The sequence below is a fragment of the Affinirhizobium helianthi genome (assembly GCF_042680945.1).
Classification (GTDB): domain Bacteria; phylum Pseudomonadota; class Alphaproteobacteria; order Rhizobiales; family Rhizobiaceae; genus Neorhizobium; species Neorhizobium helianthi.
Window position 1 is genome coordinate 45,805 of sequence record NZ_JBHUEQ010000015.1, and the last position, 13,655, is coordinate 59,459.

Here is a 13,655-nt window from a genome sequence, read left to right on the forward strand (position 1 = left end):
ATGGAAAGCTCCGAAAGGAAATCGACCGAGCAAGCGGATGCGGTGGTGCTGATCAAGGAGGTTTCTCTTCGGTTCGGCAGGACAACCGCTTTGCAGGAGCTGTCCCTCGATATTCCTTCGGGGCGGATGATCGGACTCATTGGCCCCGATGGCGTTGGCAAATCCAGTCTGCTTTCGCTCATTGCAGGCGCAAGATCCCTCCAGAGCGGAGAGGTAAGCGTGTTCGGCGGCCGCATGTCGGACAGGGTGCATCGCGAAACCATCTGCCCAAGAATCGCCTATATGCCGCAGGGGCTGGGCAAGAACCTTTACCCCACACTGTCCGTCTTCGAGAATATCGACTTTTTCGCACGCCTGTTCGGACAGGACCGCCAGGAGCGCGAGCAACGGATTGAAGCTCTCATGCAGGGTACGGGTCTGGCACCCTTTGCAGATCGTCCGGCCAATAAACTGTCCGGCGGCATGAAGCAGAAGCTCGGCCTCTGCTGCGCATTGATCCATGATCCGGATTTGCTGATCCTCGACGAGCCGACCACCGGCGTCGATCCGCTGTCGCGGCGGCAGTTCTGGCAGCTGATCGATACCATTCGCTCAGGCCGCCCCGGCATGAGCGTCCTTGTTGCCACCGCCTATATGGAAGAAGCCGCAAGCTTCGACTGGCTGGTGGCCATGAATGCCGGACGCGTGCTGGCGACCGGCACGCCCGCAGAACTGCTTCAACGCACCGGCACAGCCGATCTCGACGCGGCCTTCATCGCACTCCTGCCGGAAGAGGACCGCAAGGAGCACCACGAGATTGTGATCCCGCCTCGCCAGGGCCGCGATGAAGACCTTGCCATCGAAGCCAGCCATCTCAGCATGCGCTTCGGCGATTTCACGGCCGTGGACAATGTGAGCTTTCGTATTTCACGGGGCGAAATCTTCGGCTTTCTCGGCTCCAACGGCTGCGGAAAATCCACAACGATGAAAATGCTGACCGGGCTTTTGCCCGCAAGCGAGGGCGAGGCGAAGCTATTCGGTCGGAAGGTCGATGCCAACGATATCGAGATCCGGCAGCGAGTGGGCTATATGAGCCAGGCTTTTTCGCTGTATTCGGAACTCACCGTTCGGCAAAACCTGGAGCTGCATGCCCGCCTGTTCAGATTGCCGCCAGATCGCATTCCAGCGCGCTGTGAGGAGATGGCGACGCAATTTGGCCTGACGGATGTGATGGATTACTTACCGGAGGGCCTGCCGCTCGGCATAAGACAAAGGCTGTCTCTTGCAGTGGCAATGATCCATGCGCCGGATGTGTTGATCCTGGACGAGCCGACGTCCGGCGTGGATCCCGTGGCGCGAGATGCCTTCTGGGAAATTCTGATCGGCCTTTCTCGGCATCAGAATGTCACTATTTTTATCTCTACCCATTTCATGAACGAGGCAGAGCGCTGCGACAGGATCTCCCTCATGCATGCCGGGAAAGTGCTGGTAAGCGATACGCCCGCTGGCATCACCAAAAGCCGGAATGCGCAGACCCTGGAGGAGGCATTCATTGCCTATCTGGAAACGGCATCCGGAATAGAGCCGGACAGCACAAAGACCAAACCAGCACCGCTGATCGTGAGCAGTGCTTCCTCACCGGTTCCATCTGACGCACCCAACAGGCGGCGCTTCTTCGATCCGCGCCGGATGTTCAGCTATACGCGCCGAGAAACGCTTGAACTGAAACGGGATCCCGTTCGCGCCACTTTGGCCGTGCTTGGCAGCGTCATTTTGATGTTTGTCATCGGCTATGGCATCAACATGGATGTAGAGGATCTGACCTTTGCCGTTCTGGACCGGGACCAGAGCGCTACAAGCCGCGACTATGTGCTTGATATCGCCGGTTCCCGCTATTTCATCGAGAAAGAGCCGATCCGCGACTATGCCGATCTGGACCGGCGCATGCGCAGCGGCGAACTGAGCCTTGCAATCGAAATACCGCCGGGCTTCGGCCGCGATGTCGCCCGGGGCGATCATGTCGAGATCGGCGCGTGGATTGACGGTGCGATGCCCCAGCGGGCCGAAACGGTGCAAGGTTATGTGCAGGGCATGCACAGCAGCTGGCTGAAACGGAAGGCACGTGAGATCTACGGGGCTGTAGCCGCGCAGGGATCGTTCACCATCGAAACCCGTTTCCGCTACAATCCCGATGTCAAAAGCCTTGTCGCCATGGTGCCCGCCGTCATCCCGCTGCTCCTGATGGTGATCCCAGCCATGCTCGCCGCATTGAGCGTCGTTCGGGAAAAGGAACTGGGTTCCATCGTCAACCTCTATGTCACGCCGGTCACGCGGTCGGAATTCCTGTTCGGCAAGCAGATTCCCTACATTCTCCTAGGGCTGCTGAATTTCATCGGCATGGTCGCCTTCGCCATATTCGTCTTCAAGGTGCCCTTCACCGGAAGCCTTGTGACCTACACCACCGCCGCGTTTCTTTATGTGATCATTGCCACATCTCTCGGCATTTTGATGTCCACCTTCATGTCCAGCCAGATTGCGGCGGTGTTTGGAACCGCACTGCTGACGCTGATCCCGGCAACGCAATATTCCGGTCTGACGGATCCGGTTTCGTCGCTCAGGGGCTTCGGCGCCTTTATCGGCAACATTTACCCAACCACCTACTTCATGGCGATATCGCGCGGCACTTTCTCCAAGGCGCTTGATTTTTCCGGCATCGGATTATCCTTCCTTCCCCTCATTGCCGCGGTGCCGATCCTTGCGGGCCTGGGCGTGGTTCTTCTCAGAAAGCAGGACCGCTGATGATGCGCAACATCTTCAATCTCGGCATCAAGGAGCTACGCGGCCTGTTGCGCGATCCCATGCTGGTGCTCCTGATTGTCTATGCGTTCAGCCTGCAAATCTACACGGGCACGCATGCTCTGCCCGAAACACTGAACAATGCACCGATCGCCATTGTGGACGAAGATCAGTCTCCCCTGTCCCAGCGCATCGATTCCGCCTTCCGGCCACCCTATTTCGTAACACCGAACCTGATCACGATCACTGAAATGGACGAGCGGATGGATGCAGGGCTCGATACCTTCGCGCTCGATATTCCTCCGAATTTTCAGCGAGACCTTCTAGCCAACAAGAATCCGACCATCCAGCTTAACATCGACGCAACGAGGATGAGCCAGGCCTTCAGCGGCAACAGCTATATCCAGTTGATCCTGAACAGTGAGGTCAGCGAATATCTCACGCGCAATCGTGAGGTCAGTCAGCTACCGGTCGATCTTGTTCTAAGGTCACGCTTCAATCCCTCGCTCAACAAATCCTGGTTCGGCTCGATCACCAACATCATTACCTCGGTTACCATGCTCTCCATCATCCTCACCGGCGCGGCGCTCATTCGCGAGCGAGAACATGGCACGGTCGAACATCTTCTCGTCATGCCGGTAACGCCGACGGAGATCATGCTGGCCAAGATCTGGTCGATGGGCCTTGTCGTTCTCGTCGCGGCCAGCTTTGCACTGTTTGTCGTGGTCGAGGGGCTGTTACAGGTTCCAATCCAGGGGTCGACCGTGATTTTTCTAGGTGGAACCGCGCTCTTCCTGTTCGCCACAACCTCCATGGGCATTTTCCTCGCAACGGTGGCGGGCTCAATGCCGCAATTCGGAATTCTGCTGATCCTCGTGCTGCTCCCGCTACAGGTTTTGTCCGGTGCCATGACCCCGCGCGAGAGCATGCCGGATATCATCCAGAACATCATGCTACTGGCGCCGAACACGCATTTCGTCATCCTTGCACAGGCTGTCCTGTTCCGGGGGGCTCCCCTCAGCGCTGTATGGCCCCAGCTTTTAGCCCTTTTTGTTATTGCTATCGTGCTCTTCTATCTTGCGCTTCTACGTTTCAGGCGGTTCCTGCGGTAACCACCTGCCGCGCCGGGGCTGGGCTCTCTATCGTTTGCTCTTCCACCATCTGTTCCAGTCACCCAATTGCGTATAACACGTCATCGCGTTCGCGTGATCCGGCTTTCGGCCTCAATCCACTTGCAGGCAATATGCGTAAGCGCCAAAGATGCCCTCAAGAGGTTGGGAGAGTGAAAATGGAGCAGGCAAAATACTCCGCCCCTTTGCGGGCGCTGCATTGGATTGTTGGCCTACTGGTTCTCCTTGTCTGGCCGCTCGGCTATCTGATCAAGTTCGTCGATCAAAGCGTCAAGCTTGATTTCTACCTTCTGCATGAGTCCTTCGGCTTTATGGTCTTCTGGTTCATGCTGATGAGAGCATTGGTACGCTCCTTTTCAAAGCAACCAGCGCCAGAGACCGGCTTGGAAGGTGCGATTGCTCGAACGGTTCACTTGCTTCTCTATGGCGCTTTGATCCTCATGCCAGTTTCAGGATTTCTGGCAACGAATGCCCACGGCTTTCCCCTGCAACTGTTTGGCTTGGTGCCGATCTGGAGCCCGGTCGGCAAAGATCCGGAGGTTGCTCCCGTCTTTTCGGCAGTCCATGAATGGGTGGCATGGATCCTTTTGGGCCTGTTTGCGTTGCATATGGCTGGCGTATTGTTTCACCACCTGATCAAACGCGACAATATTCTCTATCGAATGCTGTGAGAGGAGAAGGGTCCCTTATGCGCCGTGTCCAAATGAAAGACACAACGTGGTCTCAATTGCTGGGGATGCGCGGTCAGAATTTTGATCCGAGGCGTGCCGCGAGCGATCCCGCCTATGCCCTTTATGGCGCTCTGGCATCGACAGATGGGCCGATGGTGCTGGCGCAAGTTGGTCAATCGCTGGATGGTCGAGTGGCAACCCCCTTTGGCGATGCAAGGGACATATCCGGGCCGGACGGACTTGCGCATCTTCATCGATGCAGGGCTTTGATGGATGCGGTCATTGTCGGCGTTGGCACCGTGAAGGCAGACAATCCACGCCTTTCCGTGCGGGAAGTCGAAGGCCGCAGCCCGGTGCGGGTGGTGATCGACTGCCATGGCGAATTGGCTGGTGACGAAGGGCTTTTCCACGATGGCGGCGCGCCGGTGATCGTGGTCAGATCGGACAAGGCCCCACGAAAACCGCTTCCCGCTGACGTGATACAGTTGCATCGTCACGATCATGGACTGTGCCCGCACGAAATTCTGGAGGCTCTAACCGATAGGGGCCTGCACAAGATCCTGGTCGAGGGTGGAGCGCGTACGATTGCCCGTTTTCTGGATCAGGGTCTTGTCGACCATCTCCATGTCTGTATCGCGCCACTCATTATCGGATCGGGGCCATCGGGCATTTCTCTCCCGCCTATCCGCATGCTGTCCGAGGCGCATCGCCCCCTGACCGAAGTGTTCAGCCTTGGGAGCGATATCCTGTTCGATTGTCGCCTGGGCGAAAAAGAAGCGCCCTCAGGACGGCCAGGCAAGAAGATCAGTGTGTCCGACAACACAGCTCTCGCTACCGCTGAGATGGGCTAGGCGGAAGTCCAGCCACTGCTGCAATTCCGCCGCCTCTATCCGGCCGATCTCTCGCACCGGGTCCACCATGCCCTTCAAAAGGGCGGCCTGAAGCTCCGCCTCACCCGTACCCAGCACCCAGGGACTTTGCGCGGACAGAGTGTCATATCCCAAAGACCTGAACGCCCCCTCGAGATGACCGCTTGCCTGCGGTCCAAGGGCCGGGCCAAACCCCTTGTCCCCACACTGATGGGCGTTGAAGTCCCGGATGACGGCCTCATCCAGCGAATGGGCTGTGGCGAATTCAAAAAGACCGTTGTAGTTGAGAGCGGCGTAAAACACGGCACCATTGCTCGCAACGTCCTGGGCTAGACGCTCGCAGAAACTGGCGGAAGCGAGGTCGAAAAAGGCGGACGCCGTCACAAGAGAGGCATCCTTGAGTGGCAGTGCCGAAAGATCACGCAGATCCAGCGACAGGAATTCAACCTCACTTTGATTAACCAGTTGCCGTGCGGTGGCAAGCAGGTTTTCGTCGTGGTCCACGAGCCTCCATTTCGCCGAACGAGACAGCACCGGCGAGAGGGCGCGGTAGGTGGAGCCGGTTCCACAGCCTATGTCGACGATGACGGGCGGGGAAACGTCCGCATCGAGAAGCTCGGCAACCTGGCGGACAATCTGCCTGTCGCGGGCAGCTGCATCCGCTGGCTCTCTCAGCGCAAGCCAGGACAGGTCAAAGCCACTCATGCAACATCCCTCAATTTCTGTGAAATAATTCGAGCCGTGTCACCCCAGCCTGGAAGTCTTGCGCCAGCCTCCGCGGCTGCATGACCGAACTGCTGACGAAGATCGTGATCTAAGATAAGGCGCCGGAGTGCGTCGGCAAAGGCCTCCACATCATCCACCTCCACCAGTATCCCGGCATCATGCGCCACGACTTCAGGAACCGCTCCCGCCCTGCACGCCACAATGGGCAGCCCATGCGCGAGTGCTTCCGCAAAGACCATGCCGTAACCCTCGTAACGGCTTGCAAGGGCGAAGATGTCGGCGGTGGCCATCAATTCCCGGACATCGGCCAATTCGCCGGTCATAGCCACGCGATCCTGAAGCGCCAGATCCTTCACAAGCGCTCTGATTTGTGTCGCTGTCGCGGGGTCGAGCGTTTCACTCCCGGCAATCGTCGCCCGCCAGGAAAGATCTCTCAACCGATCGAGGGCATGCAGCAGAACATCGTGCCCCTTGCGGCGGATCAGGCTGCCGACAGACACGATATGCGGCACCTCGTCGCGTGAGGGCACGCGGGTCGCAGGTTCCGTGCCAGGTACCGCAACCGTGATCCTTTCGCTCGGCACTTCGTAGCTGCCTTCCAGTGTCCGCGCGGTGGCAGGCGAGGTGACGATCACATGGCGGGCAGCCTTCAGGGCGAGCCTCTCGCTCACTTCAAGGCGCAGCCTGTCCGCCGGTTCAAGGCCCGTTTCAAGGGCCAGCGGATGATGCACGAGCGCAATAATCTTCAGCCTTTTCTCTTCGCGCTCTGCCCATTCGTGCAGAACGCCGAAAGCCAGCCCATCGATCAGGACCAGAGTATCATCCGGCAAAGAGGACAAAAGGCGCTCGGCGTCCAGCTGCGTTGTGGCCGTGGGAAAGGGAAAACCGGCCCCCAACGGCAATGGGCTTACCGACCACCCAAGCTTGCCCATCTCGAAAAGGACGTGCCTGTCATAGGCATAGCCGCCAGAATTGGTGGCTAGATCGCCAGGGAAGGCAAAGATCATAGTGTTTGTCATAGATCCGCCTCGTACCATCCGCGGGCCGCGTGGCTCTCATGAAGGAGAACGCGCAGGCGACAGATGCGCTTCCCGCCTGAACCCAGCTCTCCCTTGGCGACACCCTCTGCAAGCACGTCGAAGATGTGCTTGGCCAGAAACTCCGTCGTCGTCACTTTGCCCTTGAACTGCTCAAGCTCATCCAGGTTCTGGTAGTTCAGCGGCTTCAGCGCCTCCGAAAGCGCTGTTGTCGCGAGGCCGATGTCGATTGCCAGTCCATCCTCATCCAGCTCGCGGGTGAAGAAAGCCGCATCGACCACGAAGGTTGCTCCATGCATGCCTTGGGCAGGGCCGAAAACAGGGCGAGGCAGGCTATGGGCAATCATGATATGATCCCGGACTTCAACAGCAAACATCAAGCTTCTCTTTCTCGTAGCGCACGCGATGACATAGCGTGGAGGTTGTATTCAGAATACGCGCATAATCATTGTCGAGATAGGCGAATAAAGTCTCACCGGAAATGAGTGTCTCCAGTTTGGGATCACATAGGAGCTGCATGGCTTTTTCCAATCGGCGCCGATAGCTCCATCGCGGGCGCTGTTTTCCAGCGACATGGCCGACCTGCGAGCTGACGAGTGATAGACGCCGTGAATGAAAGGCCCCGCCAAGACTTAAGGTTACTTGCCGCTGCCCATACCAGCTTGCCTCAACAATTCTGGCTTCAAACCCCGCCAGATCAATGGCTTGCGAAAGAGCTGCCGACGCGCCTGACGCGTTGATGATGCAATCGAATTCGCCTTTGAGGCCAGTGGGTGAGGCAAATGTGATGCCGAGGCCGGAGGCGAGGCTTGCCCGTTCCAGATCCGGATCAACCAGCAGCGCTTCGACACCTACGATCCGGGACAGGAGATAGGCGACCAGAGTTCCGACAACGCCGGCGCCAAAAATGGCCACGCGTTCGCCCGGCAGGATCGCAGCATCCCACACAATGTTCAGCGCCGTTTCCATGTTCGCAGTCAGGATTGCTCGCTCTGGTGGCAAATCGACAGGCAATGGAATGAGGTCACTGGAGGGGACGATGAAACGATCCTGATGAGGGTGCAGGCAGAAGACCGTTTGGTTCACAAGATCGGCTGGGCCGTGCTCCACCACTCCAACTGCGCAATAGCCATATTTGACCGGAAAGGGAAAATCGCCACCCATGTGTGGACAGCGCATGCGCTGATGCTCGCTCTCTGGCACCAATCCCTGCAACACGGTCGCTTCGGTGCCACGGCTGATCCCGGAAAAGAGCATTCGAACAAGCGCGTCCTGCGGCCCGGGCCCCTTGAGGACCTCATGCCGAAACGTCACGGTATCAGGGGCTTCGCACCACAGACTGCGCGCATGGTCATGAGAGACTGGATCTGCGGGTCGGGAAAGATCATCTGCTTTCAAAGAAATGTCCTTATTGGGTGAGCGCTGACAAATTAGGGCATTTTCAATATTTTAAAGGCCGCACCGTTTCATTTTTTATTGAAGCTCCTTCCGCAAATCCATTGAACAACCCACGTCGTAAGAACGTTTAATGACATTTCGCTGAACCGGACGATCCGGAATTTGACAGGAGACCAGAGCATGTCCATCGACAGTCCCTTTGCACGTCTTGCCGTGAACCCAGCGATTGAAATCGAGCGTGCCGTGTCCGAGCTTCGCTATGGCAGACCTGTGGTGCTGACAGAGGGTGAAAGCGCAATTGCAGTGAGCGCGCTCGATGCTCTTGCTCCGGACACGTTCGACCAGTTCGCCGCTGTAAGCGCGCAACAGCATGTGCTGTACCTGACGCAGGAAAGGGCCGCGCGGTTGGGACTGAAGACCAATGGTCCGGTTTGCGTGCCCCTGACGGGAACGGGCTTCGAACAAGCCTCGCGCCTGGCTTATGCCCTTGATGCGGATCGCCCCTCCCGCTTTGCCAAAGCGAGCCTTTTGATGGAGCGCTCTGCGGAATTGGCCATCACAGCCCTCCTCCTGCCCGCTATGGTGTGTACTCCTATCGATGCAAAAGACGAGCGCTTTTCCGGCTGCATTTCGCTGGATGCCTCCGTCCTGAACGGAGGCGGCACAGCGCGGCAAACGTTTCAGCAGGTGGCGCGAACCCCGGTGCCCCTGAAGGATCACGGGATGGCAGAGTTCGTGGTGTTCCGCGGCGGTCTGGCGCAGAAGGATCAGGTGGCCATCATTGTTGGGCAGCCCGATTTTTCCAAGCCCATGCCGATCCGCATCCATTCCTCCTGTATTACCGGCGATCTATACGGTTCTCTGAAATGCGATTGCGGTGACCAGTTGCGCAATGGTCTGGATCTTCTGGCTCAGGCCGGTGGCGGCATCCTGCTCTATCTGGATCAGGAAGGCCGCGGCACGGGGATCGGGGCGAAGATGCGGGCTTATGGCTTTCAGCACCGCGGTCTCGACACCATTGACGCGGACGCCGAGCTTGGCCTTTCCGCAGATCATCGCCGTTATGAAGCCGCTGTTGCCATGCTGGGTCTGCTGGGCATAAACAATGTGGTCGTCTTTACCAACAATCCGACCAAGATTGCAGCGCTTCGCAAAGGTGGTATCGGTGTCCAGTCGCGAACGCCTGTTCTTGGCCGTGTGACGGTAGAGAACGAGAATTATCTTCGGACAAAGACCATCCGGGCAGGCCACATGCTCGAACTCGATAGCCTTGTGGCGGCGGAATAAGGAATCAGACCATGTCTTTGGCCGAAAGCGATGCGGCACCCCCCTTCCCCTCGAATGGCGACCAGATTCCGGCCGTTCTTCTGCGCAATGCGCTGAAGGTCATGGGGCTGGTCTATGTCCTTTCTATCGGCATCTGGTCGATCGCAGCTGTCAAGCTCCCGCTCGAAAACCACGTTCCCTTTGCCGCGGGCGGTTTGCTTGCCGTGATTTATGGGTTGGTGATCTATGGTCTGCCTCGTCACCATCACGCAAGTTTCGGCTATGCCAACCTCGTGACATCTCTCAGGGCTGGCTTTGTCAGCCTGGTGGGGGCAACGGTCCTTCTTTCGGAAGGGTTTGGCAATGCCCAGTCCGACGGATTGGTCTGGGCCATTTGCGGCGCAGTCCTGTTCGCGCTGGCGCTGGATGGGGTTGACGGATACCTCGCCCGAAAATTCCGCCAGCAATCGGAGCTAGGCGCGCGCTTCGACATGGAAGTGGATGCTCTGCTCATCATGGTGCTGGCCATGGCGGCTCTCGCTTTGGGCAAGGCCGGAATATGGGTTCTGGCAATCGGAGGGATGAGATACCTCTATTTCGTTGCCCAGCACTATGTAGTAGCGCTTCGGCGAGACCTCCCCCCCTCGCACCGACGCAAGCTTGTCTGTGTTATCCAGGTGGTCTCTCTTTGCCTTGTGGTCACCCCGGTCGTTCAGGAGCCCCTTTCCGGCTGGATCTGTCTTCTGGCGCTGGTATCGCTGACCTATTCTTTTGCCGTCGACATACGCTTTCAGCTCAAGGCATGACACATCAGCCGGAGACCTTGCTTCTCTTGCGGTTCATGAACACGAAGATGAGGCCCGGTGCGGCACCTGCGAGTGCGAGAGCGCCATAGACGATGCTTGTAGCTACCCCCTGAGCGCTGGCAAGGCCCGCAAGTGGCCACAGAGCAGCCGCCGTTGCCTCTCTGGTGCCCCATCCGCCAAAGCCGCTCGGTATGACCATGGAAAGCAGGGTCAGCGGCACGATCATCAAGGCCTTGATGAGATTGAGGGGGGCTCCGACAGCTTCCGCGCACACCATGAAGAGAGCCACATAGGACGCCGTAATGGCCAGGCTGAAGCCCATCTGAATGAAGAAACCGCCATGATTCCAGAAAACCGCCATAAGTGGATTTCGCCAGGCCTCCAATCGCTTCAAAAGAACAGGCGAAAGAACAATGAGAACTGTGGCGACGCCCATAACAATGAGAACCGTCAGCAGTGCACGGTCGAAGCCAAGCCACCATTCCGGCCAGAGAACAAAGCCGAGAATGGCAAACATCAGGAGGCTGACCTGACCGGACGCCCGTTCCATGATGACAGCAAGCCCGGAGCGCCGAAAGCCTCCTTCCTTGGCATCACTGACGCGGTAGGCCCGCATGGCATCTCCTGCCACGCCGCCGGGCAACAATTGGTTGAAAGCGGTGGCGACATAATATTCCCGCACGGCCTGCAGCCAGCCCAATGGCAGCCCAAGGCGCGCCGCCGTGAAGCGCCAGCGCAGCGCCGACAGAATGATTTGACACTGCACGATGAGTAGCCCCAACAGGATATCCGCCCATGAGATCCTGGAAAGGGAGTGCCAAAGAGCAGATAGATCCAGATGGCGAACAAGGAAAAACAGCGCGACCAGCGCCACAACGGTTCCTGCGAAGCGTGCTATGCTCAAAACAGACCTTCCCTCGCAACGCGAGCTTTGCCACTGATCTTCCGCAAAGACTACGAAGAAATTTTTAGACCGGACTGCGTCAATGGTAAAATCCTTCGATTACAATCGTTCTTTTCGCCCACAGGCGCGCATCACCCTGTTTGTGATATTGCTCTGGCTTCTCCTTGATCTGCCAGCTCATCCAGACGCTATCACCCCAGAGGCGTTTTTGCGCCTGCCTCTTGAGCTTCCGATCATCGTGCTGTTGCTAACGCTTACCACGGGAGCGATCCGCAGGGGCTTCACCCTGCTCCTGACCGCCAGCGCAGGGCTGATTCTGCTTTTGAAGTTGGCCGATATCGGAACACAAGCGGCTTTTCAGCGCCCTTTCAATCCATATCTCGATGGAAAAATGATCCCGGATGGATGGAATGTGCTGTCTGGCAGCATCGGAACGGTCAGCGCATCACTGCTGATCGCCGGCGTGATGATCATCCTTTGCGCCATCATGTGGCTTTTCTTCTATTCGGCCGGTTTCGCGACAAAAATGCAGCAGCAACTGCGCAACAGGCTTGTCGCTGCGAATGTGGCCACCGCTGTCTGTACCGCGCTGTCCTTGTTTGCCCAGAACCACTTCGGTTGGGAGCACCCCTGGCGTGTCGAAGCAACGGCCATACCCTCTCTTGTGGAGCGCGGCCGCCTGGTCGTCCATTCGATGAAGGATATGCGACGTTTCGAGGCTGAACTCGCATCAGACGATCCGGCAAGCAGCAGGAAAGACCTGTTCAAGGCGATCCAGGGCCAGGATGTTTTCATCATCTTCATCGAATCGCTGGGACGAAGTGCCGTGCAGGACCCGCGATATGCTCCGCTGATACAGCCGCGCTTCAGCCGATTGCAGGAGGAGCTTCAATCCGCCGGTTTTCACGCAGCCAGTACATGGCTTCGTTCGCCAACCGTGGGCGGCCTTAGCTGGCTTGCACATGGCACTCTGCTTTCCGGTCTCTGGGTCGACAGTCAGGCTCGCTACGACCGGCTGATCCGCAGCGACAGAGCAAGTCTCAACCGTCTTTTCCGGGACGCCGGCTGGATGACATTCGCAGCCATGCCCGCCATCACCATGGATTGGCCGGAAAGCCGATATTTCGGCTATGATGCTATTTTCGCCGCAAAGGATCTTGGCTACCAAGGCAAGCCTTTTAACTGGGTGACCATGCCGGACCAGTTCACCCTTTCCGCCATTGAACGGTTGATCCGCGCCCCTGCTCCTCGCCCACCGGCCATGATTGAGACAGCCCTAATCTCCAGCCATGCGCCATGGACGCCCGTAGCCCGCATGGTCGACTGGAGCCAGATCGGCGACGGCACGATCTTTGACGATCAGGCCGCAGCAGGCGAACCGCCTGCCGAGCTGTGGAAAGATCCCGAGAAAGTGCGCGATCACTACATTCGCACCATCGACTACAGCCTTGAGGCGGTCGGCGCTTACATCCAGAAGTACGGCAAAAACAGCCTCTTCATCGTTGTTGGAGACCATCAGCCCGCAGCCATCATTACTGGCCCGAATGCCTCGCGGGATGTACCGCTCTTCATCCTATCTCAGAAGGCCAATGTCATTGCCGGGTTTCAACAATCCGGCTTCGAGCCTGGCCTTGTGTCCAACAGGGAAGGCTCGATTCCGATGGATCGGTTCCGCAACCTTATGGTTGAGATACTGTCTCGTCCGAAGACGGCATCGGAACTCCCATCGCCTCAAACGGATGGATGATTCGCCGGATCCCGCCCTCCCCTCGTTAAACACTTAAGATTGTATTCTTCTCTTTAAGAGAAACGCAGTGAAACTGCTTCTTGCTACAAGATGTGCGACCTGAAATTCGAACACGGATTAGCATTGAATGGAACGCTGCGATTCCTTGCACGAAATCAAATGAAGCAGAGTGTTTATCGGATATTTTCAAACGCGCTCTGGGTTAAACACAGTGCTATCTCTGATTTATACTTTATAATTTTTTCGTTTTACGCAGCTGACACCGAATTCACGCCCTGCGCACTCTAATATTTTGAGCGACGTTTTCAAACATCTGAAATACAGAT

12 protein-coding genes are annotated in these 13,655 nt (G+C 57.5%); 7 read left to right on the top strand and 5 right to left on the bottom strand.

What is annotated here, in order from left to right:
• From rbbA to ACFSE1_RS07890, 4 genes are all read left to right on the top strand, one after another.
• Positions 1-2,778, top strand: a complete 2,778-nt coding sequence (gene rbbA, locus ACFSE1_RS07875) for a ribosome-associated ATPase/putative transporter RbbA (RefSeq protein WP_377398929.1) — start codon at positions 1-3, stop codon at positions 2,776-2,778.
• Positions 2,775-3,887 (top strand): ABC transporter permease, encoded by a 1,113-nt coding sequence (locus ACFSE1_RS07880; RefSeq protein ID WP_377399760.1) that lies wholly within the window; start codon positions 2,775-2,777, stop codon positions 3,885-3,887. The genes rbbA and ACFSE1_RS07880 overlap by 4 nt, the downstream gene beginning before the upstream one ends.
• A 176-nt stretch (positions 3,888-4,063) precedes the next feature.
• The gene (locus tag ACFSE1_RS07885) at positions 4,064-4,576 is read left to right on the top strand and encodes a cytochrome b (protein ID WP_377398932.1); all 513 of its coding nucleotides are present in this window, start codon (positions 4,064-4,066) and stop codon (positions 4,574-4,576) included.
• A gap of 17 nt (positions 4,577-4,593) precedes the next feature.
• Entirely contained in the window at positions 4,594-5,427 is an 834-nt protein-coding gene (locus ACFSE1_RS07890; protein WP_377398936.1) for a RibD family protein, read from the top strand.
• Here the strand turns inward: ACFSE1_RS07890 and ACFSE1_RS07895 are convergent.
• The 4 genes from ACFSE1_RS07895 to ACFSE1_RS07910 are packed head-to-tail and all read right to left on the bottom strand — an operon-like array spanning position 5,359 to position 8,465.
• Positions 5,359-6,150 (bottom strand): methyltransferase domain-containing protein, encoded by a 792-nt coding sequence (locus ACFSE1_RS07895; protein ID WP_377398939.1) that lies wholly within the window; start codon positions 6,148-6,150, stop codon positions 5,359-5,361. The two genes, ACFSE1_RS07890 and ACFSE1_RS07895, sit on opposite strands and share 69 nt — an antisense overlap.
• On the bottom strand, positions 6,147-7,190 hold the full coding sequence (locus tag ACFSE1_RS07900) for a glycosyltransferase family 4 protein (protein ID WP_377398942.1): 1,044 nt from the start codon (positions 7,188-7,190) through the stop codon (positions 6,147-6,149). Before ACFSE1_RS07900 ends, ACFSE1_RS07895 begins: the two co-directional genes overlap by 4 nt.
• On the bottom strand, positions 7,187-7,585 hold the full coding sequence (locus ACFSE1_RS07905; protein WP_377398945.1) for a 6-pyruvoyl trahydropterin synthase family protein: 399 nt from the start codon (positions 7,583-7,585) through the stop codon (positions 7,187-7,189). Before ACFSE1_RS07905 ends, ACFSE1_RS07900 begins: the two co-directional genes overlap by 4 nt.
• Entirely contained in the window at positions 7,572-8,465 is an 894-nt protein-coding gene (locus ACFSE1_RS07910) for a zinc-dependent alcohol dehydrogenase (protein ID WP_377398948.1), read from the bottom strand. Before ACFSE1_RS07910 ends, ACFSE1_RS07905 begins: the two co-directional genes overlap by 14 nt.
• A gap of 321 nt (positions 8,466-8,786) precedes the next feature.
• Between ACFSE1_RS07910 and ribA the strand changes: the two genes are divergently transcribed.
• Positions 8,787-9,893, top strand: coding sequence for a GTP cyclohydrolase II RibA (ribA, locus tag ACFSE1_RS07915; RefSeq protein ID WP_377398951.1), 1,107 nt, complete (start codon positions 8,787-8,789; stop codon positions 9,891-9,893).
• An 11-nt stretch (positions 9,894-9,904) separates the two neighbouring features.
• A complete protein-coding gene (locus tag ACFSE1_RS07920; RefSeq protein WP_377398954.1) occupies positions 9,905-10,678 on the top strand; it encodes a CDP-alcohol phosphatidyltransferase family protein in 774 nt (257 codons plus the stop codon).
• Positions 10,679-10,682: 4 nt separating this feature from the next.
• Here the strand turns inward: ACFSE1_RS07920 and ACFSE1_RS07925 are convergent, their stop codons facing one another.
• On the bottom strand, positions 10,683-11,582 hold the full coding sequence (locus ACFSE1_RS07925; RefSeq protein ID WP_377398957.1) for a lysylphosphatidylglycerol synthase transmembrane domain-containing protein: 900 nt from the start codon (positions 11,580-11,582) through the stop codon (positions 10,683-10,685).
• Between the two features lie 82 nt (positions 11,583-11,664).
• Between ACFSE1_RS07925 and ACFSE1_RS07930 the strand changes: the two genes are divergently transcribed.
• On the top strand, positions 11,665-13,329 hold the full coding sequence (locus ACFSE1_RS07930) for a sulfatase-like hydrolase/transferase (protein WP_377398960.1): 1,665 nt from the start codon (positions 11,665-11,667) through the stop codon (positions 13,327-13,329).
• Positions 13,330-13,655: the final 326 nt, after the last annotated feature.

What these genes read in the sequence shown, in the direction of transcription:
- rbbA (WP_377398929.1), top strand. Translation starts at nt 1, where the DNA reads ATGGAAAGCTCCGAAAGGAAATCGACCGAGCAAGCGGATGCGGTGGTG.
- ACFSE1_RS07885 (WP_377398932.1), top strand. Translation starts at nt 4,064, where the DNA reads ATGGAGCAGGCAAAATACTCCGCCCCTTTGCGGGCGCTGCATTGGATT.
- ACFSE1_RS07890 (WP_377398936.1), top strand. Translation starts at nt 4,594, where the DNA reads ATGCGCCGTGTCCAAATGAAAGACACAACGTGGTCTCAATTGCTGGGG.
- ACFSE1_RS07895 (WP_377398939.1), bottom strand. Translation starts at nt 6,150, where the DNA reads ATGAGTGGCTTTGACCTGTCCTGGCTTGCGCTGAGAGAGCCAGCGGAT.
- ACFSE1_RS07900 (WP_377398942.1), bottom strand. Translation starts at nt 7,190, where the DNA reads ATGACAAACACTATGATCTTTGCCTTCCCTGGCGATCTAGCCACCAAT.
- ACFSE1_RS07905 (WP_377398945.1), bottom strand. Translation starts at nt 7,585, where the DNA reads ATGTTTGCTGTTGAAGTCCGGGATCATATCATGATTGCCCATAGCCTG.
- ACFSE1_RS07910 (WP_377398948.1), bottom strand. Translation starts at nt 8,465, where the DNA reads ATGCTCTTTTCCGGGATCAGCCGTGGCACCGAAGCGACCGTGTTGCAG.
- ribA (WP_377398951.1), top strand. Translation starts at nt 8,787, where the DNA reads ATGTCCATCGACAGTCCCTTTGCACGTCTTGCCGTGAACCCAGCGATT.
- ACFSE1_RS07920 (WP_377398954.1), top strand. Translation starts at nt 9,905, where the DNA reads ATGTCTTTGGCCGAAAGCGATGCGGCACCCCCCTTCCCCTCGAATGGC.
- ACFSE1_RS07930 (WP_377398960.1), top strand. Translation starts at nt 11,665, where the DNA reads ATGGTAAAATCCTTCGATTACAATCGTTCTTTTCGCCCACAGGCGCGC.